The 20,438-nt window shown below is 73.2% G+C and carries 22 protein-coding genes and 1 pseudogene; 20 read left to right on the forward strand and 3 right to left on the reverse strand.

All coding sequences use genetic code 11. From position 1 onward, the window contains the following. The first annotated feature begins 40 nt into the window (after positions 1-40). The 3 genes from IEY56_RS23250 to truA all read left to right on the forward strand — a co-directional run bounded on the left by IEY56_RS23250 (position 41) and on the right by truA (position 2,774). Positions 41-1,063, forward strand: coding sequence for a DNA-directed RNA polymerase subunit alpha (locus IEY56_RS23250; RefSeq protein WP_189039224.1), 1,023 nt, complete (start codon positions 41-43; stop codon positions 1,061-1,063). A 214-nt stretch (positions 1,064-1,277) separates the two neighbouring features. After that, the gene (rplQ, locus tag IEY56_RS23255) at positions 1,278-1,808 is read left to right on the forward strand and encodes a 50S ribosomal protein L17 (RefSeq protein WP_189039225.1); all 531 of its coding nucleotides are present in this window, start codon (positions 1,278-1,280) and stop codon (positions 1,806-1,808) included. Positions 1,809-1,886: 78 nt separating this feature from the next. After that, a complete protein-coding gene (gene truA / locus IEY56_RS23260) occupies positions 1,887-2,774 on the forward strand; it encodes a tRNA pseudouridine(38-40) synthase TruA (protein ID WP_189039226.1) in 888 nt (295 codons plus the stop codon). 79 nt (positions 2,775-2,853) lie between these two features. Here the strand turns inward: truA and IEY56_RS23265 are convergent, their stop codons facing one another. Next, positions 2,854-3,702 (reverse strand): hypothetical protein, encoded by an 849-nt coding sequence (locus tag IEY56_RS23265; protein WP_189039227.1) that lies wholly within the window; start codon positions 3,700-3,702, stop codon positions 2,854-2,856. 55 nt (positions 3,703-3,757) lie between these two features. Here IEY56_RS23265 and IEY56_RS23270 point away from each other — a divergent pair, with 55 nt between their 5' ends. From IEY56_RS23270 to IEY56_RS23310, 9 genes and pseudogenes are all read left to right on the forward strand, one after another. After that, positions 3,758-5,404, forward strand: a complete 1,647-nt coding sequence (locus tag IEY56_RS23270) for an ABC-F family ATP-binding cassette domain-containing protein (RefSeq protein ID WP_189039228.1) — start codon at positions 3,758-3,760, stop codon at positions 5,402-5,404. A gap of 24 nt (positions 5,405-5,428) precedes the next feature. Next, positions 5,429-5,959, forward strand: a complete 531-nt coding sequence (locus IEY56_RS23275; protein WP_189039229.1) for a GNAT family N-acetyltransferase — start codon at positions 5,429-5,431, stop codon at positions 5,957-5,959. 388 nt (positions 5,960-6,347) lie between these two features. Then, positions 6,348-6,791 carry a 50S ribosomal protein L13 gene (gene rplM / locus IEY56_RS23280; RefSeq protein ID WP_189039230.1) on the forward strand — a complete coding sequence of 148 codons (444 nt, stop codon included), beginning with the start codon at positions 6,348-6,350 and terminating at the stop codon, positions 6,789-6,791. 41 nt (positions 6,792-6,832) lie between these two features. Next, a complete protein-coding gene (gene rpsI, locus IEY56_RS23285; protein ID WP_189039231.1) occupies positions 6,833-7,336 on the forward strand; it encodes a 30S ribosomal protein S9 in 504 nt (167 codons plus the stop codon). A 356-nt stretch (positions 7,337-7,692) separates the two neighbouring features. After that, a complete protein-coding gene (glmM, locus tag IEY56_RS23290) occupies positions 7,693-9,051 on the forward strand; it encodes a phosphoglucosamine mutase (RefSeq protein ID WP_189039232.1) in 1,359 nt (452 codons plus the stop codon). Between the two features lie 215 nt (positions 9,052-9,266). Beyond that, positions 9,267-9,527, forward strand: a complete 261-nt coding sequence (locus IEY56_RS23295) for a hypothetical protein (protein ID WP_189039260.1) — start codon at positions 9,267-9,269, stop codon at positions 9,525-9,527. Positions 9,528-9,619: 92 nt separating this feature from the next. Further along, positions 9,620-10,339, forward strand: a pseudogene (locus tag IEY56_RS23300) (glutamine--fructose-6-phosphate aminotransferase); the annotation flags it as partial. 59 nt (positions 10,340-10,398) lie between these two features. Next, positions 10,399-10,767, forward strand: a complete 369-nt coding sequence (locus IEY56_RS23305) for a holo-ACP synthase (RefSeq protein ID WP_189039234.1) — start codon at positions 10,399-10,401, stop codon at positions 10,765-10,767. 29 nt (positions 10,768-10,796) lie between these two features. Beyond that, positions 10,797-12,272, forward strand: a complete 1,476-nt coding sequence (locus IEY56_RS23310) for an NAD(P)H-hydrate dehydratase (protein WP_189039235.1) — start codon at positions 10,797-10,799, stop codon at positions 12,270-12,272. Between the two features lie 132 nt (positions 12,273-12,404). On the opposite strand, the gene IEY56_RS23315 is transcribed toward IEY56_RS23310, so the two are convergent. Next, complete coding sequence (locus IEY56_RS23315) at positions 12,405-12,893, reverse strand: GNAT family N-acetyltransferase (RefSeq protein WP_189039236.1); 489 nt, start codon at positions 12,891-12,893, stop codon at positions 12,405-12,407. A gap of 228 nt (positions 12,894-13,121) precedes the next feature. On the opposite strand from IEY56_RS23315, the gene alr reads away from it, so the two are divergent. The 4 genes from alr (at position 13,122) to IEY56_RS23335 (ending at position 16,832) form a co-directional block, all read left to right on the forward strand. Beyond that, positions 13,122-14,246, forward strand: coding sequence for an alanine racemase (alr, locus tag IEY56_RS23320; RefSeq protein ID WP_229712142.1), 1,125 nt, complete (start codon positions 13,122-13,124; stop codon positions 14,244-14,246). A 5-nt stretch (positions 14,247-14,251) separates the two neighbouring features. Further along, positions 14,252-15,709, forward strand: coding sequence for an alpha/beta fold hydrolase (locus IEY56_RS23325; protein ID WP_189039238.1), 1,458 nt, complete (start codon positions 14,252-14,254; stop codon positions 15,707-15,709). A gap of 107 nt (positions 15,710-15,816) precedes the next feature. After that, positions 15,817-16,413: a tRNA (adenosine(37)-N6)-threonylcarbamoyltransferase complex ATPase subunit type 1 TsaE gene (tsaE, locus tag IEY56_RS23330; RefSeq protein WP_189039239.1), complete on the forward strand. Its 597-nt coding sequence runs from the start codon at positions 15,817-15,819 to the stop codon at positions 16,411-16,413. A gap of 230 nt (positions 16,414-16,643) precedes the next feature. After that, positions 16,644-16,832 (forward strand): hypothetical protein, encoded by a 189-nt coding sequence (locus tag IEY56_RS23335; protein WP_189039240.1) that lies wholly within the window; start codon positions 16,644-16,646, stop codon positions 16,830-16,832. Positions 16,833-16,930: 98 nt separating this feature from the next. Here IEY56_RS23335 and IEY56_RS23340 read toward each other — a convergent pair whose 3' ends face one another. After that, the gene (locus IEY56_RS23340) at positions 16,931-17,500 is read right to left on the reverse strand and encodes a hypothetical protein (protein WP_189039241.1); all 570 of its coding nucleotides are present in this window, start codon (positions 17,498-17,500) and stop codon (positions 16,931-16,933) included. Between the two features lie 307 nt (positions 17,501-17,807). On the opposite strand from IEY56_RS23340, the gene tsaB reads away from it, so the two are divergent. The 4 genes from tsaB to IEY56_RS23360 are packed head-to-tail and all read left to right on the forward strand — an operon-like array spanning position 17,808 to position 20,371. Beyond that, positions 17,808-18,473 carry a tRNA (adenosine(37)-N6)-threonylcarbamoyltransferase complex dimerization subunit type 1 TsaB gene (gene tsaB / locus IEY56_RS23345; RefSeq protein WP_189039242.1) on the forward strand — a complete coding sequence of 222 codons (666 nt, stop codon included), beginning with the start codon at positions 17,808-17,810 and terminating at the stop codon, positions 18,471-18,473. Positions 18,474-18,517: 44 nt separating this feature from the next. Next, the gene (gene rimI / locus IEY56_RS23350; protein WP_189039259.1) at positions 18,518-19,012 is read left to right on the forward strand and encodes a ribosomal protein S18-alanine N-acetyltransferase; all 495 of its coding nucleotides are present in this window, start codon (positions 18,518-18,520) and stop codon (positions 19,010-19,012) included. Next, on the forward strand, positions 19,005-20,126 hold the full coding sequence (gene tsaD / locus IEY56_RS23355; RefSeq protein ID WP_189039243.1) for a tRNA (adenosine(37)-N6)-threonylcarbamoyltransferase complex transferase subunit TsaD: 1,122 nt from the start codon (positions 19,005-19,007) through the stop codon (positions 20,124-20,126). The genes rimI and tsaD overlap by 8 nt, the downstream gene beginning before the upstream one ends. Further along, entirely contained in the window at positions 20,123-20,371 is a 249-nt protein-coding gene (locus tag IEY56_RS23360; RefSeq protein ID WP_189039244.1) for a hypothetical protein, read from the forward strand. Before tsaD ends, IEY56_RS23360 begins: the two co-directional genes overlap by 4 nt. The last annotated feature ends 67 nt before the right edge of the window (positions 20,372-20,438 follow it).

A 20,438-nucleotide genomic window follows, 5' to 3' on the forward strand; every position in this document is an offset into this window, starting at 1 on the left:
GCATCAAATAGCGGTTGCCGAAGACTGGAGGCATCACCTCATGCTGATCGCTCAGCGCCCGTCCCTGACCGAAGAGGTCGTCGACGAATTCCGCTCACGGTTCGTGATCGAGCCGCTGGAGCCGGGTTTCGGCTACACCCTCGGTAACTCCCTGCGTCGCACGCTTCTCTCCTCGATCCCCGGTGCGGCAGTCACCAGCATCCGGATCGACGGCGTCCTGCACGAGTTCACGACCGTGCCGGGCGTCAAGGAAGACGTCACGGACATGATCCTCAACATCAAGTCCCTCGTCGTCTCCTCGGAGCACGACGAGCCGGTCGTGATGTACCTGCGCAAGCAGGGCCCCGGCCTCGTCACCGCCGCGGACATCGCGCCGCCGGCCGGCGTCGAGGTGCACAACCCCGACCTGGTCCTCGCCACGCTCAACGGCAAGGGCAAGCTGGAGATGGAGCTGACCGTCGAGCGCGGCCGCGGCTACGTCTCCGCCGTGCAGAACAAGCAGATGGGCCAGGAGATCGGCCGTATCCCGGTCGACTCCATCTACTCGCCCGTGCTGAAGGTCACGTACAAGGTCGAGGCGACCCGTGTCGAGCAGCGCACCGACTTCGACAAGCTGATCGTCGACGTCGAGACGAAGCAGGCCATGCGTCCTCGCGACGCCATGGCCTCGGCGGGCAAGACGCTCGTCGAGCTCTTCGGCCTGGCCCGCGAGCTGAACGTCGACGCCGAGGGCATCGACATGGGCCCGTCCCCGACGGACGCCGCGCTCGCCGCCGACCTGGCGCTGCCGATCGAGGAGCTGGAGCTGACGGTCCGCTCCTACAACTGCCTCAAGCGCGAGGGCATCCACTCCGTGGGCGAGCTCGTGGCGCGTTCCGAGGCGGACCTGCTCGACATCCGCAACTTCGGTGCGAAGTCGATCGACGAGGTCAAGGCGAAGCTGGCCGGCATGGGTCTCGCCCTGAAGGACAGCCCGCCCGGATTCGACCCGACGGCCGCCGCCGACGCCTTCGGCGCGGACGACGACACGGACGCCGGGTTCGTGGAGACCGAGCAGTACTGATCTGTTCCGCGGTGCGGTGACCGGCGGCCGAGGCCGTCGGTCACACCCGTGAGAGCGGGGCCTTCGGGCCCGCTCCCTGGCCGGGATCCGCCCGGCCCGGGATTCCCCCCGGCCCTCGCGGGCCTGGGGGCACCCCCCTTCCGGTACCTGATACGGCCGGAACTGTCACCGGTACCTGACACGGCCGGTGCAGCAACAGTGAAGGAGAAGCACGATGCCGAAGCCCACCAAGGGTGCCCGCATGGGCGGCAGCGCCTCGCACCAGAAGGCCATGCTGGCGAACCTCGCCACGGACCTTTTCGAGTACGGGCGCATCACCACCACCGAGGCGCGGGCCCGCCGTCTGCGTCCCGTGGCGGAGCGTCTGATCACCAAGGCGAAGAAGGGCGACCTTCACAACCGCCGCCAGGTCATGCGCACGGTCAAGGACAAGAGCGTCGTCCACACGCTGTTCACCGAGATCGGCCCGCGCTACGAGAACCGGCCGGGCGGCTACACCCGCATCACCAAGATCGGTCCCCGTCGCGGCGACAACGCCCCCATGGCGGTCATCGAGCTGGTGGAGGCCCTCACCGTGCAGCAGCAGGCTGTCGGCGAGGCCGAGGCGGCCACGAAGCGGACCGCCAAGGACGCCGCGGGCGACAAGGCCGCAGCGGACCTGAAGAAGGACGCCAAGGCGGACGAGGCCCCGGCCGAGTCCAAGGCCGAGGGCGACGAGGCGGCTGAGGAGTCCAAGGACTCCTGACGCGCTCGTAGAGCTCGTGAGCGGGCCCGTCCCCTTCGGGGGGCGGGCCTGTTCCTCTTACGCGGAGAGGATCGCTGCGTGACGGACGTGGTGGAGCCCGGCAAGGTCCGGGTGCGGCTCGACCTGAGCTATGACGGCAAGGAGTTCTCGGGGTGGGCGAGGCAGCGCGCCCGGCGCACCGTGCAGGAGGAGCTGGAGAGCGCGCTCCGCGTGGTGATGCGGCTCGGGGCTGAGGAGGCGGAACAGGTCGAGCTGACGGTCGCGGGCCGTACGGACGCCGGCGTGCACGCGCGCGGGCAGGTGGCGCACGTCGACCTGCCCAAGGCGGTGTGGGCCGAGCACAGCGAGCAGCTGCTGCGGCGCCTCGCGGGGCGGCTGCCGGCGGACGTGCGGGTGTGGCGGGTCGGCGCCGCGCCTCCGCACTTCAACGCCCGCTTCTCCGCGGTCTGGCGGCGCTACTCGTACCGTGTCAGCGACCATCCGGCCGGCGTGGACCCGCTGTTGCGCGGGCACGTCCTGTGGCACAACTGGCCGCTGGACGTGGACGCGATGAACGAGGCGGCACGGCTGCTGCTGGGGGAGCACGACTTCGCGGCCTACTGCAAGAAGCGCGAGGGCGCCACGACCATCCGCACGCTGCAGGAGCTCAGCTGGACGCGCCGTGGGGACGGGGTGCTGGAGGCGACGGTCAAGGCGGACGCGTTCTGCCACAACATGGTGCGTTCGCTCGTCGGGGCGATGCTCTTCGTCGGGGACGGGCACCGGTCGCCGGACTGGCCGGGACAGGTGCTCGCCGCCGGTGTACGCGACTCCGCGGTCCATGTCGTACGGCCGCACGGGCTCACGCTGGAGGAGGTCGGCTACCCCGCGGACGGGGAGCTGGCCGCGCGCAACCTGGCGGCCCGCAACAGGCGTTCGCTGCCCGTCGCCGGGGCGGGGAGCGGCGCGGGAGCCGGGTGCTGCTGAGCGGGCGCCTGCTGCTGGGCGGGAGGCCGCGCCCGCGCGTGCCGATCGCGCACACGAGGCGGTCGCGGCCCTTGAGGCGTTACCCGGGCGATGCCCCCACGGCCTTGGCGGCCTGGTCCTTGCCGCGCTGCTGGAGGCGCGCGTACGCGTACGTCGAGCCGTCGCGGCCGGCCTGCTCCGCCTGCTTGTCGGCGTTCGTGGACGGCTTGCCGTTGGTGCGCCCCGAGATCGTGAAGTAGGCGTACCGGCCGTAGGAGTTGGCCGTCGTACGGCACGTGACGGTGCGGCAGAAGTCGGGGACGCCCTTGCCCGGCAGGGCGACGAGGTTGGGCTTGTACCCCGACTTCACGGTGCCGGCGGTCTTGGCGTTGTCGAACGCGGCGATGCCGACGGTGACGGCCAGGCCGTTCCGCGTGAACGTCGCCCTGTAGAGGCTGATGCAGTCGTTCTTGCTGAGCACCGGCCCGAGACCCGCGTGAGCCGCGTCCGTGCAGCCCTTGCTGGTGTCGGTGGCGGCCCGCTTGTAGGGACGGCCGTTGATCTTGACGGTTCTGTTCGGGAAGAGCGTGGCCGTACTGAGGGGGGCCTTGTCGCGCCTCGCGTCCGACACGAAGTCGCGGGGCGGGGGAGGGGGCGGCGGCTCGTCCTTGAAGGTCGGCTCCGGCTGGCCCGCGGTGCTCGACGGCAGGTCCTCGGGGGTGGGCAGATCGCCCGACGGCTTGTCCGACGCGCTGCCGCTGCCCCCGCTGTCGACGACCGCCACCGCCACTATGCCGGCGACGGCCACGGTGGCCAGCGCGCTGACACCGATGATCGTCCAGCGTCGCCGCCGCGCCCGGTTGCGTTCCGTCTGCTCGGCCAGTGCTGCCCAGTCGGGGGTAGAACTGTCTCCCTGGCCCCAATCGGGGCCACCCTGCCCAAAGCTCATGGGCGCATCTTATTCGGTTGGATTCCGGGTGATGCCAGCGCGAGAATCCACAAACATGGGGCACCTCGAAGTCGCGCATCTCGACCACTGTCTGCCGGACGGGCGGCTGCTGCTCGCCGACGTCTCCTTCCGGGTGGGCGAGGGCGCCTCGGTCGCGCTGGTCGGGCCGAACGGCGCGGGCAAGACGACCCTGCTGCGCGTCATCTCCGGTGAACTCGCCCCGCAGAGCGGGACGGTGACGACCAGTGGGGGCCTGGGCGTGATGCCGCAGTTCATCGGCGTCGGCACCGACCGCGACGACGAACGCACCGTCCGGGATCTGCTGGTCTCGGTGGCGCCGCCCCCGATCCGCGAAGCCGCTGAGGCGGTGGACGCGTCCGAACTGGCCGTCATGGAGGCTCCGTCGGACGATGAGACCACCCAGATGCGGTACGCGCAGGCCCTCTCCGACTGGGCGGAGGTGCAGGGCTACGAGGCCGAGACCCTGTGGGACAAGTGCACCACCGCGGCGCTCGGCATCCCGTACGAGAAGGCGCAGTGGCGCACGCTGAGCACGCTCTCCGGCGGCGAGCAGAAGCGGCTCGTGCTGGAGTCGCTGCTGCGCGGCGGCGACGAGGTCCTGCTGCTGGACGAGCCCGACAACTACCTGGACGTTCCCGGGAAGCGCTGGCTGGAGGAGCGCCTGCGGGAGACCCGCAAGACCGTGCTGTTCATCTCCCACGACCGCGAACTGCTGGCCCGGGCCGCCGACAAGATCGTCAGCGTGGAGCCCAGCCCGGCCGGCAGCGAGGTGTGGGTGCACGGCGGCGGGTTCGGCAGCTACCACGCGGCCCGGCAGGAGCGCTTCGCCCGCTACGAGGAGCTCCGCCGTCGCTGGGACGAGAAGCGGGCGCAGCTGAAGAGGCTGGTGCTGGACATGCAGCAGTACGCGGCCCGCAGCCACGAGATGGCCTCCCGGTACCAGGCGGCCAAGACCCGGCTGCGGAAGTTCGAGGAGGCGGGGCCGCCCCCGGAGCCGCCCCGCGAGCAGCGGATCACCATGCGGCTGCGCGGCGGACGTACCGGAGTGCGGGCCGTGACGTGCGAGGAGCTGGAGCTGACAGGGCTGATGAAGCCCCTGTCCCTGGAGATCTTCTACGGCGAGCGCGTCGCGGTCCTGGGCTCGAACGGCTCCGGCAAGTCGCACTTCCTGCGGCTCCTCGCGGACGGCCCCGACGGCACCGCCGTGGCCCACACCGGCAAGTGGCGGCTGGGCGCCCGCGTGGTGCCCGGGCACTTCGCGCAGACGCACGCGCATCCGGAGCTGGTGGGGCGCACCCTGCTGGACGTCCTGTGGACCGAGCACTCCCTCGACAAGGGCGCCGCGATGTCCGCCCTGCGCCGCTACGAGATGACCGGGCAGGCCGAGCAGCCCTTCGACCGGCTCTCGGGCGGGCAGCAGGCGCGCTTCCAGATCCTGCTGCTGGAGCTGACGGGGACGACGGCGCTACTGCTGGACGAGCCCACCGACAACCTGGACCTGGAGTCCGCGGAGGCGCTCCAGCAGGGGCTCGAGGCGTACGAGGGCACGGTGCTGGCGGTGACGCACGACCGCTGGTTCGCCCGGTCCTTCGACCGCTTCCTGGTCTTCGGCTCGGACGGCGTCGTACGGGAGACGCCGGAGCCGGTGTGGACAGAGGGGAGAGTGCGGCGGGAGCGCTGAGCAGGCGCTCGTAGGGTCGCGCCCATGGACACCACCGCGGACTCCTTGCGGATCAGGCCGGGTACCCCCGCTGACGCACCGGCGATCCTGGCCATGCTCGACTCGGCCGTGGCGTGGATGAACGCGCGCGGCAACACCGAGCAGTGGGGCACGACGCCGCATTCGCAGAGGCCCGGCTGGGCCGAGCGGACAGTGCGGTACACGACCGAGAACGCGGCGTACGTCGCGGAGCTGGACGGTGCGCCCGCCGGCGTACTGGTGCTCGACTCGGGACCGGACCCGGACATGCCGGTCCCGCCGGCCGGCGAGCCCGAAAGGTACGTCCGCATGCTGGTCTCCGACCGGCGGTACGCCGGTCAGGGCGTCGGCGCGGCGCTGCTGGCCCATGCCGCCGAGGAGACCCGGAGGGCGGGCCTGCGGCTGCTGCGGGTCGACTGCTGGGCGGGCGGCGGGGGCGGACTCGTCGCGTTCTACGAGCGGCACGGCTTCGTTCCGACCGAGCGGTTCCTGTCGGACGCATGGCCGGGACAGGTGCTGGCCATGCGGGTCGCCTGACGGGAGAGGAGCGCCGCGCGGCAGCCCGTGGCGCACGGGCTCCGGGGCCGCCGGTCTGCCGGGCACGGGTCGTGCCGCGGACGGAGAACGGGCGGTCACAGCCCGTGCCGCCCCGCTTTGACCCGTACGGGTGCGCACCGGTAAGCTGCCGGTTCGTTGTGTGTATTGGCTTGCTCATTCTCACGTGGGAGGGCCTTACACCCGGCCCACCGGCCGATGACCAGCGACCAGCACCCGCGGCCCGCGTCACCGCGGTGTGGTCAAGCCTGTCGTGATCTGCCAGGTGGCCTTGTCAGGACCTTTCTCCGGGGCCCCGTGCTCAGGGAGATCCGTCACCCGACCCCTCGCGGGGCCGGGGAGACCCCACCTAGAAGCGAAGGCTAAGACCGTGCGTACGTACAGCCCCAAGCCCGGCGACGTTCAGCGCCAGTGGCATGTCATCGACGCGCAGGACGTTGTCCTGGGCCGTCTGGCCACCCAGGCCGCCACCCTTCTCCGGGGCAAGCACAAGCCGGTGTACGCGCCTCATGTCGACACCGGTGACTTCGTCATCATCATCAACGCCGACAAGGTGCACCTGTCCGGCAACAAGCGGATCCAGAAGATGGCCTACCGCCACTCCGGCTACCCGGGTGGTCTGCGGTCCGTCCGCTACGACGAGCTGCTGGAGAAGAACCCCGAGAAGGCCGTCGAGAAGGCGGTCAAGGGCATGCTCCCCAAGAATTCGCTGGGCCGTCAGATGCTCTCCAAGCTGAAGGTCTACGCGGGCGACCAGCACCCGCACAGCGCCCAGCAGCCGGTGCCGTTCGAGATCAGCCAGGTCGCGCAGTAAGTCCGGCCACCAACCGACACAGAGAGAAGTTGAGGAGAATCGTGGCCGAGACCACTGCTGAGACCCCCGTCGAGGGCGTCGAGGAGTACACGACCGAAACCCCCGAGGCGCCGGAGGAGTTCACCTCCGAGTCCCTCGCTTCGCGCTTCGGCGACCCGCAGCCCGCTGCCGGCACCGGCCGTCGCAAGAACGCCGTGGCCCGCGTCCGGATCGTCCCGGGCAGCGGCCGCTGGAAGATCAACGGCCGCACCCTCGAGGGCTACTTCCCGAACAAGGTGCACCAGCAGGAAGTCAACGAGCCCTTCAAGGTGCTCGAGCTCGACGAGCGCTACGACGTCGTCGCCCGCATCAACGGCGGCGGCATCTCGGGCCAGGCGGGCGCGCTGCGCCTCGGTGTGGCCCGTGCGCTGAACGAGGCGGACTCGGACAACAACCGTGGCCCGCTGAAGAAGGCCGGCTTCCTGACCCGTGACGCTCGCGCCGTCGAGCGCAAGAAGGCCGGTCTGAAGAAGGCCCGTAAGGGAACGCAGTACAGCAAGCGCTGAGGCGCTGCACCGGCTGCCCTGCTCATCGCAGCTGTGCGAACCGCCCCGGGGGTACGAAACCGTGCCCCCGGGGCGTTCGTCTATGAGGAGGATGCGCAGTCCGGCTGCGGGGTGCGTGCGCGCGCCGTGGTGCGGGGAAGCGCAGTAGACGGGCATGCGGCGGATACCTTGCTCGGACCGGATGGACCGGGCGGCCCGGACGCTTCCGGGAGCACGCGGGAGCGGACGGCGGCAGGCCGGCCGTGCGCCGGTTCCGCGTCCGCCCGGCGGGCGGCATTCATACAGCTCGCATACGGGCCGGGCTCCCGCCACCCGGCCTGGTGCTCGTACTCGACTCGGACTCGGAGGAACCACAAGTGGGACGACTCTTCGGTACGGACGGCGTGCGCGGTGTCGCCAACGAAGGCCTGACGGCTGAGCTCGCGCTCGGTCTGTCCGTCTCGGCGGCCCATGTGCTCGCCGAAGTGGGCTCGTTCGAAGGCCACCGGCCGGTGGCCGTGGTCGGACGGGATCCGCGTGCCTCCGGAGAGTTCCTGGAGGCGGCGGTGGTGGCGGGTCTCGCCAGCGCCGGAGTCGACGTCCTGCGGGTGGGTGTGCTGCCGACTCCCGCGGTCGCGTATCTGACGGGTTCGCTGGGCGCGGACCTCGGTGTGATGCTCTCCGCCAGCCACAACCCGATGCCGGACAACGGCATCAAGTTCTTCGCGCAGGGCGGCCACAAGCTCGCCGACGAGCTGGAGGACCGCATCGAGTCGCTGTACCGGGAACACGGCGCCGGCCAGCCCTGGGCCCGGCCGACGGGCGAGGGCGTGGGGCGCGTCCGCGACTACGACGAGGGCTTCGACAACTACGTGGCGCACCTCGTGGGCGTACTGCCGAACCGGCTGGACGGCCTGAAGGTCGTCATCGACGGTGCGCACGGCGCTGCCTCGCGCGTCTCCCCGGAGGCGTTCGCCCGCGCGGGCGCCGAGGTGGTCACGATCGGCGCCGATCCCGACGGGCTGAACATCAACGACGGCTGCGGCTCGACCCATTTGGAGGGGCTGCGGGCGGCCGTCGTGGAGCACGAGGCCGACTTCGGCGTCGCGCACGACGGGGACGCGGACCGCTGCCTCGCCGTGGACGCCCAGGGCGAGGAGATCGACGGCGACCAGATCCTGGCCGTACTGGCCCTCGCGATGAGGGACGCGGGACGGCTGCGCAAGGACACCGTGGTGGCCACCGTCATGTCGAACCTCGGCTTCAAGCTGGCCATGGCCCGTGAGGGCATCGAGCTGCTCCAGACGGCCGTCGGCGACCGCTACGTGCTGGAGGAGATGAAGCGCGGCGGATACGCGCTGGGCGGCGAGCAGTCCGGGCACGTCATCGCACTGGACCACGCCACCACCGGCGACGGCACCCTGACCGGTCTGATGCTCGCCGCCCGCGTCGCCGACACGGGCAAGCCCCTGGGGGAGCTGGCGAGCGTGATGGAGCGGCTGCCGCAGGTCCTCATCAACGTGCGGGACGTCGACAAGAGCCGGGTCGACACCTCTGCCGAGCTCGCCGCCGCCGTCAGCGACGCGGAGAGGGAACTGGGCAGCACGGGCAGGGTCCTGCTGCGCTCCTCGGGCACGGAACCGCTGGTACGGGTGATGGTCGAGGCCGCCGACAAGGAGCAGGCCGACTCCGTGGCCGGGCGGCTGGCGGACGTGGTCAAGAGCTCGCTGGGCTGAGCCCGCCGCCGTCCCGGCTGCTCCATCCGCTCGTGACGAAGGGCGCGCTCGCGCAGAGCGCGCCCTTCGTCACGCGTAGGGGCCCATGAGTTCGACGCGGCTCCCGCTCGCACCGGCCCCTCGCCTGCAGGGCTCCGTACCGAAGGCAACCCGCCGTGAGAACGGTATGCACGGACGGTGTACGGAGCGTGGGGTTTCCCGCTACGTTTCACCGCATGTCACACCGCATCGGCCGCATGAGCCTCAAGTACCGCAGACGGAGACGTCCCGGCCGGCCCCAGCTGCCGGAGAAGCGGGACTTCGCAGCGCGCATACAGAGCGACCTGGCTCTGGAGGACCTCCCCGACGAGGACTTCTGCGAGGACCTGACGGAGACCCTCGACATGTACGTCTTGGGCAGCAAGCCCAGGTGCGAGGAAGCGGAGTACCTGGAGCTGATGGAGGACGCCATAGAGCGCATAGCGCGCGGCCACTGACGGCCGCCGTGGGCGGTCGCGGGCGGTCGGTGCGGGCGCCGGGCTGCCCGCGCGGTGTCGTCGCGCCGCCGGGCGCCGCTTAGGCTGCTCGCATGTGCGGAATCGTTGCGTACGCGGGTGGGCGCTCCGCCCTCGATGTGATCCTCGCCGGGCTGCGGCGGCTCGAGGGCCTCGGCTACGACTCCGCCGGTGTCGCCGTCCTCGTGGACGGCGGGCTGGCGGCCGCGAAGAAGGCGGGCACGTTCGCCGATCTGCACGCGGAGTTGGCGGAGCGTCCGCTCCCGGCCGGGACGACAGGCATCGGGCACATCAGACGGGCCACGCACGGCCCGGCCGTCGACGCGAACGCGCATCCGCATCTGGACGACTCCGGCCGTGTCGCGGTGGTCCACAACGGCGTCATCGGCAACTCCGGTGAACTGCGGGACGAGTTGGCCCGGCGCGGCCATGAACTCGCCTCCGGCACGGACACGGAGGCCGCCGCCCACCTGCTCGCGGAGCACTTCTCGTCATGCGGCGACCTCGCGGAGGCGATGCGTCAGGTCTGCCGCCGGCTCGTAGGCGAGTTCGCGCTCGTGGCGGTGCACGCGGACGAGCCGGAGGTGGTCGTGGGCGCGTCCAGGGGGCTGCCGCTGTCGGCGGGGCTCGGGGAGGGCGAGCTGTTCCTGGCGTCCGACGACGCCGTCTTCGCGCCGTACGTCCGTGAGGCCGCGGCCGTGGACGAGGACCAGGTCGTGGTGCTGCACCGGGACGGTGTGCGCATCACGGATTTCGAGGGGGTGCCGGTGGACATGCGCACGTACAGGGTGGAGGCCGGGGACCCCGGCACCGGTGGGGAAGCCGTCCGGGAGACCTCGGGCGGGGGTTCGCGTTGATCGTCGGGGTGGGAATCGACGTCGCCGAGATCGAACGGTTCGGCCAGGCCCTGAAACGCACACCCATACTCGCCGAACGGCTGTTCGTGGAGGCCGAGTTGTGGCTTCCCACGGGCGAGCGCCGGGGGGTGGCCTCTCTCGCGGCGCGCTTCGCCGCGAAGGAGGCGCTGGCCAAGGCGCTCGGCGCTCCGGGCGGGATGAGCTGGACGGACGCCGAGGTCGTGGCAGCGGCGTCGGGCCGGCCGTCGCTCCGGGTGCGCGGCACCGTGGCGGCACAGGCCGAACTGCTGGGCGTACGCGGATGGCACCTGTCGCTGTCGCACGACGCCGGGATCGCCTCCGCCGTGGTCATCGCGGAGGGGTGAGGCCCGGCCCGGTCGGTCAGACTGGGGTCATGAGGACTGCCTACAGCGTGGAGACCGTACGGGCCGCCGAGCGGGAGCTGATGGGGCGGCTCCCCGACGGGGCGCTGATGCAGCGGGCCGCGGCCGGTCTGGCCGCCGCCTGCGCGGGGATGCTCGGACGTACGTACGGCAGCCGCGTCGTCCTCCTCGTGGGCAGCGGCGACAACGGCGGCGACGCCCTCTACGCGGGTGCGCGGCTCGCGCGGCGAGGCGCGGGGGTGAGCGCCGTGCTGCTGTCGCCGGAGAAGGTCCACGAGGGCGGTCTGGCGGCGCTGCGGGCGGCGGGCGGCCGCGTGCTCGTGGCCCCGGGCGCCGTGGTGGAGGGCGAGTCCGCCCCGGTGGAACCGGTCATCGCGCGGGCGGACCTCGTGGTCGACGGCATCGTGGGCATCGGCGGCAGGGGCGGACTGCGGCCCGTGGCCGTGGAGTTGACGGACGCGGTGCGTGCGCCCGTCGTGAGCGTGGACCTGCCGAGCGGCGTCGATGCCGACACCGGCGAGGTGAAAGGCGTCGCAGTGCGGGCCGACGCCACGGTCACCTTCGGTGCGTACAAGCCGGGACTGCTCGCCGATCCGGCGCGGGAGCACGCGGGCGCGCTCCGGCTCGTGGACATCGGGCTCGGCCCGTACCTGCCGCCGGACCCCGCGGTCGAGGCGCTGCAGCACGCGGACGTCGCGGCGCTGCTGCCGCGTCCGGTCGCGGAGAGCGACAAGTACAGGCGCGGCGTCGTCGGGATCGTGGCGGGCTCCTCTCGCTACCCGGGCGCCGCCGTGCTCGCCGTCTCCGGTGCGCTCCGCGGCGGTGCCGGGGCCGTGCGCTACGTGGGGCCGGCGGCGGACGCGGTGATCGCCCGCCATCCGGAGACGCTCGTCTCGGCGGGGCGGCCGAGCAAGGCGGGGCGCGTGCAGGCGTGGGCCGTCGGGTCGGGCCTCGGGGACGACAAGGACCGGCTGCGGGACGTGCTGGCGGCCGACGTGCCCCTGCTCATCGACGCCGACGGACTGCGGCTCGCGGACGAGGCGGCCCTGCGTGCCCGTACGTCCCCCACCGTGCTGACCCCGCATGCCGGGGAGGCGGCGGCGCTGCTCGGCTGGGAACGGGAGGACGTCGAGGCGAGGCGGCTGACGGCCGCCCGGGAGCTGGCCGGACGCACCGGGGCGACGGTCCTGCTCAAGGGGTCGACGACGGTGGTGGCGGACGGCGGCGGGTCCGGCGGCGGATCCGCGGAGGCGGCCCCCGTGCGGATCAACCCGACGGGCACCGGATGGCTCGCCACGGCCGGGACGGGGGACGTGCTCGCCGGGCTCGTGGGCGCGCTGCTCGCCGCCGGGCTGGACGGCCGGGACGCGGCGTCGGTGGGCGCCTACGTGCACGGGATGGCGGGACGGTTCGCGCCGCGGCCCGCCGGGGCGTCGGACGTGGCGGAGGCGCTGAGCACCGCCTGGCGGGATCTGCTGGCGGGCTGACGGGACCTCCGCCCCCGCCGTTCGCGGCGGCACCCGTTCCGGTGACGCTGCCCGCGCGTCCCTTCGTCCGCTCCGAGGCGGCCCCACGCGGGTCCGGCCGCCAAGTCCGCCTGGGGCGGCCGCGCCCTCGGCTCAGACGCCGTCCAGGCGCTTCTCGAAGAAGCGGTCCGCGTACGGTCCGTCGTGGTAGGGCGCGATCTCCGCGTAACCGCAGCGGGCGTAGAGCCGCCGCGCCTCCGTCAGATCCTCCCGGGTGTCCAGCCGCACGGCGGAGGCGCCCAGCGCGGTGGCCGCACGCTCGGCCTCGGCCACGAGAGCCCTCCCCAGTCCTCGCCCCCTGGCGCCGGGAGCCGTCCAGAGGCGTGTCAGCTCCGCGATCTCGACGTCGAGCATCCGCACGCCCGCGCAGCCGACGACGCGCCCCTCGCTGTCCCGGGCGAGCAGGAAGACGCCGTGCGGGGGCGCCAGGGTGTCCCCGGGGGCTTCCGCGGCGGCCTCGTCCACCTCGTCGGCTGTCGCGGGGCGGCCGTGGTAGCGGGACACGATGTCCGCGAGGTACGCGCGGAAGGCGGCGACGGCGGCGCGGCCGCCGACGGGCGCGGGGACGATCGTCCAGGTCATGGCTGCCATTCTCCGGACGTCGGCAAGCGGTTTCCGGTGAGGCTCCGGCAGCCGCTCCTCTGCGATGTACGGGCGATGTACGGGGGAATGCCCCTTCGGCCCGCCTGAGACACTGGCAGCGTGAACGATCAGTTTCAGCCCCTTTCCACCCCGGCTTCCTCCCCGGACCCCGCACCGGCCTCCGCTTCCGAGCAGCCCGATCCGGCCGCCTGCCGCGCCCGGGCGGAGATCGACCTGGACGCCGTCCGCTCCAACGTCCGAACGCTCCGCGCCTGCGCGCCGCGCGCGGAGCTCATGGCAGTGGTGAAGGCGGACGGATACGGGCACGGGGCTGTGCCGTGCGCCCGCGCGGCGCGGGAGGCGGGCGCCACCTGGCTGGGAACCGCCACGCCCCAGGAGGCCCTCGCGCTGCGGGCGGCCGGGGACCGCGGTCGCCTGCTGAGCTGGCTCTGGACGCCGGGCGGGCCGTGGCGGGAGGCGATCGAAGCAGGCATCGACGTCTCGGCGAGCGGGCTGTGGGCGCTGGAGGAGATCGTCGCCGCGGCACGGCAGGCCGGCCGCACCGCGAGGGTCCACCTCAAGGCCGACACGGGCCTGGGACGGAGCGGCAGCCAGCCGGCGGACTGGCCGGGACTGGTCGCCGCGGCGCGGGCCGCCGAGGCCGAGGGCGCGGTCGACGTGACGGGCGTGTGGTCGCACTTCGCCTGCGCGGACGAACCGGGGCACCCCGCCAACGCCGCGCAGCTGGAGGTGTTCCGCGAGGCGCTCGCCGTGGCGGAACGCGCCGGCCTCGACCCCGAGGTGCGCCACCACGCCAACTCCCCGGCGACGCTCACGCTCCCCGAGTCGCACTTCGACCTCGTACGGCCGGGCGTCTCCCTCTACGGGCTCTCCCCGTCCCCGGAGGTGGGGGTCGCCGCCGAGCTGGGGCTGCGCCCCGCGATGACGCTCAAGGCGGCGCTCGCGCTGGTGAAGGACGTACCGGCCGGGCACGGCGTCAGCTACGGCTTCAGCTACCGCACTCCAGGGCCGACGACCCTCGGTCTCGTCCCGCTCGGGTACGCGGACGGCGTCCCCCGGCACGCCTCCAACACGGCTCCCGTCCTGGCCGCGGGCAAGTGGCGCACGATCGCGGGGCGCGTCGCCATGGACCAGTTCGTGGTGGATCTCGGCGGCGACGCGGCGTCGGCCGGAGACGAGGTGGTGCTCTTCGGGCCGGGCGACCGGGGCGAGCCCACCGCCGAGGACTGGGCCCGTGCGGCGGGCACCATCTCGTACGAGATCGTTACGCGCGTCAGCGCCCGGGTATCCCGGACGTATACGAACGTACGCGCTAGTACGAGGGGTCTGTAGAGCACATGGGCGCGGAGACGGAGACGGAAGAGATCGCGGACGCCGCGGCCAGAGCCGTCGCGGCGATCAGCGCCGCCGGTGACGTGGGGCCGTCCGCCGCCGTGAACGCCGCCGCGGTCGTGTCGGGCGGCGGCGCGCCGGGCTGGGGGCGCCGGGCGGGGCTCGCGGGCGCGACCGTGGGGCTCGTCGCCGCGGGTGTCGCCTTCGAGAGGCTGACCGTCAACCGTGCCGTGCGGCGTAAGGCACGGCTGGCGCTGGACGCCGCCGGCCCGTACGGCTCACTTCGGGGCACGGCGGGCATGGCGTACGCGGAGGACGGCACCGAGCTGTACTTCGAGACCGACGAGGTCGCCGAGTACGAGGACGCCGCCGCCCACACAACGGCGTCCGCGGGCGACGGCGCCGGCGGCCCGACGGTGGACCGCGTGCGCATCGAGGCCGGGGCCGCCTCCGCGGGCGCGGACGCTCCGCAGCGCAACCGGCTCCTGCGGCTGCTGGGACGCCTCGGGGCCCGGCAGACCGTCGGTGCGGAGACCCCGCGGGGCGGCGGCCGGGCAGGTTCGGGCGCACGGAAGGACGGCGGTCCCCGGTCCGCCGGGCAGCCGCCCACGGTGGTCTTCACCCATGGCTACTGCCTCAACCAGGACGTCTGGCACTTCCAGCGGGCCGCTCTGCGCGGAGCCGTCCGCGCCGTCTACTGGGACCAGCGCAGCCACGGGCGCTCCGGCCGCGCCCCGGTCGGCCGGGAGGTCACGATCGACGAACTCGGCCGGGACCTGAGAGCGGTGCTGGACGAGGCGGCGCCGGAGGGGCCCCTCGTGCTCGTGGGCCACTCCATGGGCGGCATGACGGTGATGGCGCTCGCCGAGCAGTACCCGGAGTTCGTCGCGGAGCGGGTGGCCGGTGTCGCGTTCATCGGCACCAGCGCGGGCGGCCTCGGCGACGTCACGTACGGGCTGCCCCTGCCGTCGGTGGGGGTGAAGGCCGTCCGCCGCGCGGTGCCGGGCGTGCTCAAAGCCCTGGTCTCGCAGACCGCGCTGGTCGAACGCGGCCGCAGGGCCGTGGCCGACCTGTTCGCGGGACTGGTCAAGCGCTACTCCTTCGGCAGCGGGCACGAGGTGGACCCCGGAGTGGCGCGCTTCGCGGAGCGACTGATCGAGTCCGTGCCGATCGACGTCGTCGCGGAGTTCTACCCGGCCTTCGAGGCGCACGAGAAGACGGAGGCGCTCGCGGCCTTCGACGGGCGCCCCGCGCTCGTACTGGCGGGCGAGGCGGATCTGCTCACCCCCAGCGGGCACAGCGAGGCCATCGCCCGGGCCCTCCCCTCCGCCCGGCTGCGCATCCTCGACGACACGGGGCACCTGTCGATGCTGGAGCGCCCGCACGTGGTCAACGAGGCGCTCGCGCAGCTGATCGCCCGGGCGGTGGCGTACGGGCGGCGGCAGGAGCGCGGGGAGCGCTGAGCGCGCCGGCGGGCAGGGCCCGGAGGGGGGCGGACAGGGCTCGTACCGGCCCCCGTGCGGGTCCGGGCGGCGCGGCCGTCGCACCGCCGCGCGTACCATCCGGACGCATGGAAGCAGCACACTCCCCTTCTGGAGTCCGCCCTCCGGCCGGAGCACTCGCGGTACAGCAGACGGCCGACGTCCCGACCCCCGAGCGCATGCGCGAGCTGGGCCTGCGCCTCGCCGCGCTGCTGCGCCCCGGTGACCTCGTCCTGCTGACGGGAGAGCTGGGCGCGGGCAAGACCACGTTCGCCCGCGGACTGGGCGAAGGGCTCGGCGTGCGGGGTTCCGTCACCTCTCCGACGTTCGTCATCGCGCGCGTCCACCCCCCGCTGGGCGACGGCCCCCCGCTGGTGCACGTCGACGCCTACCGGCTGGGCGGCAGCGGGCTGGAGGGCATGGACGACCTGGACCTGGACGTCTCGCTTCCCGAGTCGGTCGTGGTCGTCGAGTGGGGCGAGGGCCGGGTCGAGGAGCTGGCCGAGGACCGGCTGCACGTCGTCATCGAGCGGACGGCAGGAGGCGACGCTCCGGACGGCGCGACCGGTGCGGAAGGGGTAGCGGCGGAAGACGTGGCGGCCGTCGCGGAGGACGACGTGCGGACCGTGACGGTGACGGGGATCGGCGACCGCTGGGCGGGGGAGGACCTGGCCGTCCTGGGGTGATCCCCGCGGGGCGCCCCGCCGGTGCGTCCCACCCGGGGCCTCGGCGCGGGTGTCCGCCGGAAAGGTTCTGTACCGCGGCGACCTCGCGCGAGCGTTCGCCGCGACGTTCCGACATCGTGTCGGCAAGATGTTGCGCGCGCGAAGGCAGGCGTGGTCAGATGGGGTGAGCAGTGAGGTTAGGTCTGCCTCATTAGCCTCCAGCACCCGCCCCCCAGCCTTCGGGAGGGACCATGTCGGCCGAAGAGCGAGAGCAGCAGCGCGGCGCGCTGCCCGTTCCGCCGGAGTCCGGGGTGTCGATGCGTACGCTGCTGGCCTCCCGCGCCGCCGCCGACGCGGTGTCCACGCCGCCGGCCGGCGGGGACGACTCGGAGGGTCTGTCCGGCGCTCCGGGCGGGCAGGGGGAGCGCGACGCGGCCTGAGCGCCGGCGTCCACGTCGAACCGACGGTGCCCGCCTCGAAACGTCGAACCGACGGGCCTCGCTCGAACCGACGGGCCCCGCTCGAACCGACGGGAGTCTCAGCGGACGACGACGACCTTCGTGCCGATGGTGGCGAAGAGCCACATCGCCTCGCCGTCCTTCTTGCGCTCGCGGATGCCGCCGGTCGTCTTACCCGGCTCCGGGTCGGGCAGCGTACCGTCGAGCGCCGCGCTGAACCCTATGGTCGTGCCCTGGCTCGTCGCGAAGCGCACCACGTTCTCGACGGGCACACCGTCGGAGCCGGTCACGTGCGAGGCGCGGGACTCGACCTTGTACGCGCCGGGGTCGGGGTCGACCGAGCTGGGCCGCACCTCGAAGGTGCGCTTCACCTTCTCGTTCGCGCCGACGAGCCAGACCCGGTCCTTGCCGAGGGAGTAGACGACGCGCTCGCCCGTGCCGGACGACGCGGGGGGCTCGCCCTGCTTCCGCCCCTCGTCCTTCTCGCCCTTGGAGGGTGTACGGGAGGAGGCGTCGCCGGACGACCCCGCCGAACCGGCCTTCATGCGGTCGTGCGCGGCGTCCGCCTGGTAGGCGAAGAACCCGATGACCGCGAAGGCCGCCGCCGTCAGACCGGCCACGACCGCTCCCGCGCTGCTGCCCCGTGCCACTGTGTGCGCCGCCTCTCCGATGTCCGCCTCCGCCGCGGGCGCCTGCCGGCGACCCGCCTGCGAGCGCCCCCGCCGCGCTGGGGACGACCGTAGCAGTCGGCGCCGGGACCCTGCGCCGAGCGCCCGGCCGCTCGTACGGCCCGGAGCTCCGGCTTCCGGTGCACCGGCGGGACGGTGCCGGTGTCCGGTCGGTGCGCCGCCGGGTAACGCCTGGTGAGCCCCCCGTCGCGGGCCGCCGAGTCACCCGAAAGCGTCGTGTAGGGGACCCCGGGTCAAGCCGCCCGCATTCCGCCGTAGGCTGGCTTCCGTGCTGCTGCTCGCTCTCGACACCGCCACGCCCGCCGTCACCGTCGCGCTGTACGACACGGACGGGGACCGCGTGCTCGCCGCCGCGGACCAGACCGACGCCCGCCGCCACGGCGAGCTGCTGCTCCCCACCGTCGACCGCGTGCTGCGGGACGCGGGGCGCACGCTGCACGACGTGGGCCGCATCGTCGCCGGTGTCGGCCCCGGCCCCTACACGGGTCTGCGCGTCGGCCTCGCGACGGCGGAGGCGTTCGGTGCGGCCCTGAGCATTCCGGTCCTGGGACTCTGCACGCTCGACGGCATCGCCTACGCCTCCGGCCTCGACGTCCCCTTCGTCGTCGCGACGGACGCCCGGCGCAAGGAGGTCTACTGGGCGCGGTACGCGGACTGCCGCACACGGACGGACGGCCCTGCCGTCGACCGCCCCGCCGAGCTGCCCGAGGACGTGACGCGGATGCCGGCCGTCGGTGCGGGCGCGCGGCTGTACGAGGAGACGTTCGAGGGCCTGCGCACGGATCTGCCGCTCGACCAGTCGGCCGCGGCGCTCGCGTGCCTCGCCGGCGAGAAGCTGGCGAAGGGGGAGGAGTTCCTCCCTCCGCGGCCGCTCTACCTGCGCCGTCCCGACGCCCGCGTCCCGGCCAACTACAAGGTGGTCACGCCGAGGTGACCGGAGCGGGTGCCGGCGCGGACGCGGGCGTCGAACTCCGCGAGATGCGCTGGTGGGACATCGAAGGCGTCCTCGAGCTCGAAAGGGCTCTCTTCCCGGAGGACGCCTGGTCGGCCGCTCTGTTCTGGTCCGAACTGGCCCACGCGCGCGGCCCGGGCGCCACGCGCCGCTATCTCGTGGCCGAGGCGCCCACCGGGCAGGGCCCCGTCCTCGTCGGGTACGGCGGACTCGCGGCGGTCGGCGGCACCGGCGACATCCAGACGATCGGGGTGCTGCCCTCCCACCGCGGAACGGGCCTCGGCGCCCGCCTGTTGCGTGCCCTGCTCGACGCCGCCGCCGAACGCGCCTGCCACGAGGTGCTGCTGGAGGTCCGCGTGGACAACGCCCCGGCCCAGCGCCTGTACGAACGCTTCGGATTCACCGCCGTCGGGGTACGCCGCGGCTACTACCAGCCCGGCGACGTCGACGCCCTGGTGATGCGTCTGGAGCTCTCCGACACCACCCCGTCCCTCTCCGAAGGAACCAGGAGCCATGGCTGACGAACCACTCGTCCTCGGAATCGAGACCTCGTGCGACGAGACCGGCGTCGGCATCGTCCGCGGCCACACGCTGCTCGCCGACGCCGTCGCATCCAGCGTGGACGAGCACGCCCGCTTCGGCGGCGTGGTGCCCGAGGTGGCCAGCCGGGCGCACCTGGAGGCCATGGTCCCCACCATCGAGCGGGCCCTGCGCGAGGCCCGCGTCTCCGCGTCCGACCTGGACGGCATCGCCGTGACGGCCGGTCCGGGGCTGGCGGGCGCCCTGCTGGTGGGCGTCAGCGCCGCGAAGGCGTACGCGTACGCCCTCGGCAAGCCGCTCTACGGCGTGAACCACCTGGCCTCCCACATCTGCGTCGACCAGCTCGAACACGGCGCCCTGCCCGAGCCGACGATGGCGCTGCTCGTCTCCGGGGGTCACTCGTCGCTGCTGCTCGCCCCGGACATCACCGCCGACGTGCGCCCCCTCGGCTCCACGATCGACGACGCCGCGGGCGAGGCCTTCGACAAGGTGGCCCGCGTCCTCAACCTCGGCTTCCCCGGCGGCCCCGTCATCGACAGGTACGCACGCGAGGGCGACCCCGAGGCCATCGCCTTCCCGCGCGGTCTGACCGGCCCGCGCGATGCGCCGTACGACTTCTCCTTCTCCGGCCTGAAGACGGCCGTCGCCCGGTGGATCGAGGCGAAGCGCGCCGCCGGCGAGGAGGTGCCGGTACGCGACGTCAGCGCGTCCTTCCAGGAAGCGGTCACCGACGTGCTCACACGCAAGGCCGTCCGCGCGTGCAAGGACGAGGGCGTCGACCACCTGATGATCGGCGGCGGTGTCGCCGCCAACTCCCGGCTGCGCTCCATGGCGGAGGAGCGGTGCGCCGCGGTGGGCATCACGCTGCGCGTGCCGCGTCCGAAGCTGTGCACGGACAACGGCGCGATGGTCGCCGCCCTCGGCGCCGAGATGGTGGCCCGGCGCCGCGCCGCCTCCGACTGGGACCTGCCCGCGGACTCGTCGCTGCCGGTCACGGAACCGCATGTGCCGGGCGAGTCCCAGGCCGACGGGGACGAGCAGGGGCACTCCCACGACCATGTGCACGAACTGAGCAGGAAGAACCTGTACTCGTGACCGTCGCGCTGATGTGGGAGGCGAAGGCCGCGGAGGGGCGCGGCGCGGAACTGCTGGAGTGGGCCCGCGCGAACGCGCCCGGCCGCGAGCCCGAGCGGCGCGAGTACTTCGCGGCGCCGGGCGGGCGGGTTCTCGTCATCACATGGTGGGACGCCGACTTCTCCGACGGTCTGCCCGAACTCCCCGACCCACCGAGGGAGTTGACCGCACGCCCTGTCCACCGCTGGCGCTTCCGGCAGGTGTAGCGCCGCTGACGGCGCCTGAGCCCGCCCGCTCGATCCTGTGACCGGTTATCGTCCTTCAAGGAGACGT

It is taken from the genome of Streptomyces daqingensis (genome assembly GCF_014645895.1).
In the GTDB taxonomy this organism is placed as follows: Bacteria; Actinomycetota; Actinomycetes; order Streptomycetales; family Streptomycetaceae; genus Streptomyces; species Streptomyces daqingensis.

Coding starts and splice junctions, on each gene's coding strand:
- IEY56_RS23250 (WP_189039224.1), top strand. CDS start 41: ATGCTGATCGCTCAGCGCCCGTCCCTGACCGAAGAGGTCGTCGACGAA.
- rplQ (WP_189039225.1), top strand. CDS start 1,278: ATGCCGAAGCCCACCAAGGGTGCCCGCATGGGCGGCAGCGCCTCGCAC.
- IEY56_RS23265 (WP_189039227.1), bottom strand. CDS start 3,702: ATGAGCTTTGGGCAGGGTGGCCCCGATTGGGGCCAGGGAGACAGTTCT.
- IEY56_RS23270 (WP_189039228.1), top strand. CDS start 3,758: ATGGGGCACCTCGAAGTCGCGCATCTCGACCACTGTCTGCCGGACGGG.
- IEY56_RS23275 (WP_189039229.1), top strand. CDS start 5,429: ATGGACACCACCGCGGACTCCTTGCGGATCAGGCCGGGTACCCCCGCT.
- IEY56_RS23295 (WP_189039260.1), top strand. CDS start 9,267: ATGTCACACCGCATCGGCCGCATGAGCCTCAAGTACCGCAGACGGAGA.
- IEY56_RS23310 (WP_189039235.1), top strand. CDS start 10,797: ATGAGGACTGCCTACAGCGTGGAGACCGTACGGGCCGCCGAGCGGGAG.
- IEY56_RS23315 (WP_189039236.1), bottom strand. CDS start 12,893: ATGACCTGGACGATCGTCCCCGCGCCCGTCGGCGGCCGCGCCGCCGTC.
- IEY56_RS23325 (WP_189039238.1), top strand. CDS start 14,252: ATGGGCGCGGAGACGGAGACGGAAGAGATCGCGGACGCCGCGGCCAGA.
- tsaE (WP_189039239.1), top strand. CDS start 15,817: ATGGAAGCAGCACACTCCCCTTCTGGAGTCCGCCCTCCGGCCGGAGCA.
- IEY56_RS23335 (WP_189039240.1), top strand. CDS start 16,644: ATGTCGGCCGAAGAGCGAGAGCAGCAGCGCGGCGCGCTGCCCGTTCCG.
- rimI (WP_189039259.1), top strand. CDS start 18,518: ATGCGCTGGTGGGACATCGAAGGCGTCCTCGAGCTCGAAAGGGCTCTC.
- tsaD (WP_189039243.1), top strand. CDS start 19,005: ATGGCTGACGAACCACTCGTCCTCGGAATCGAGACCTCGTGCGACGAG.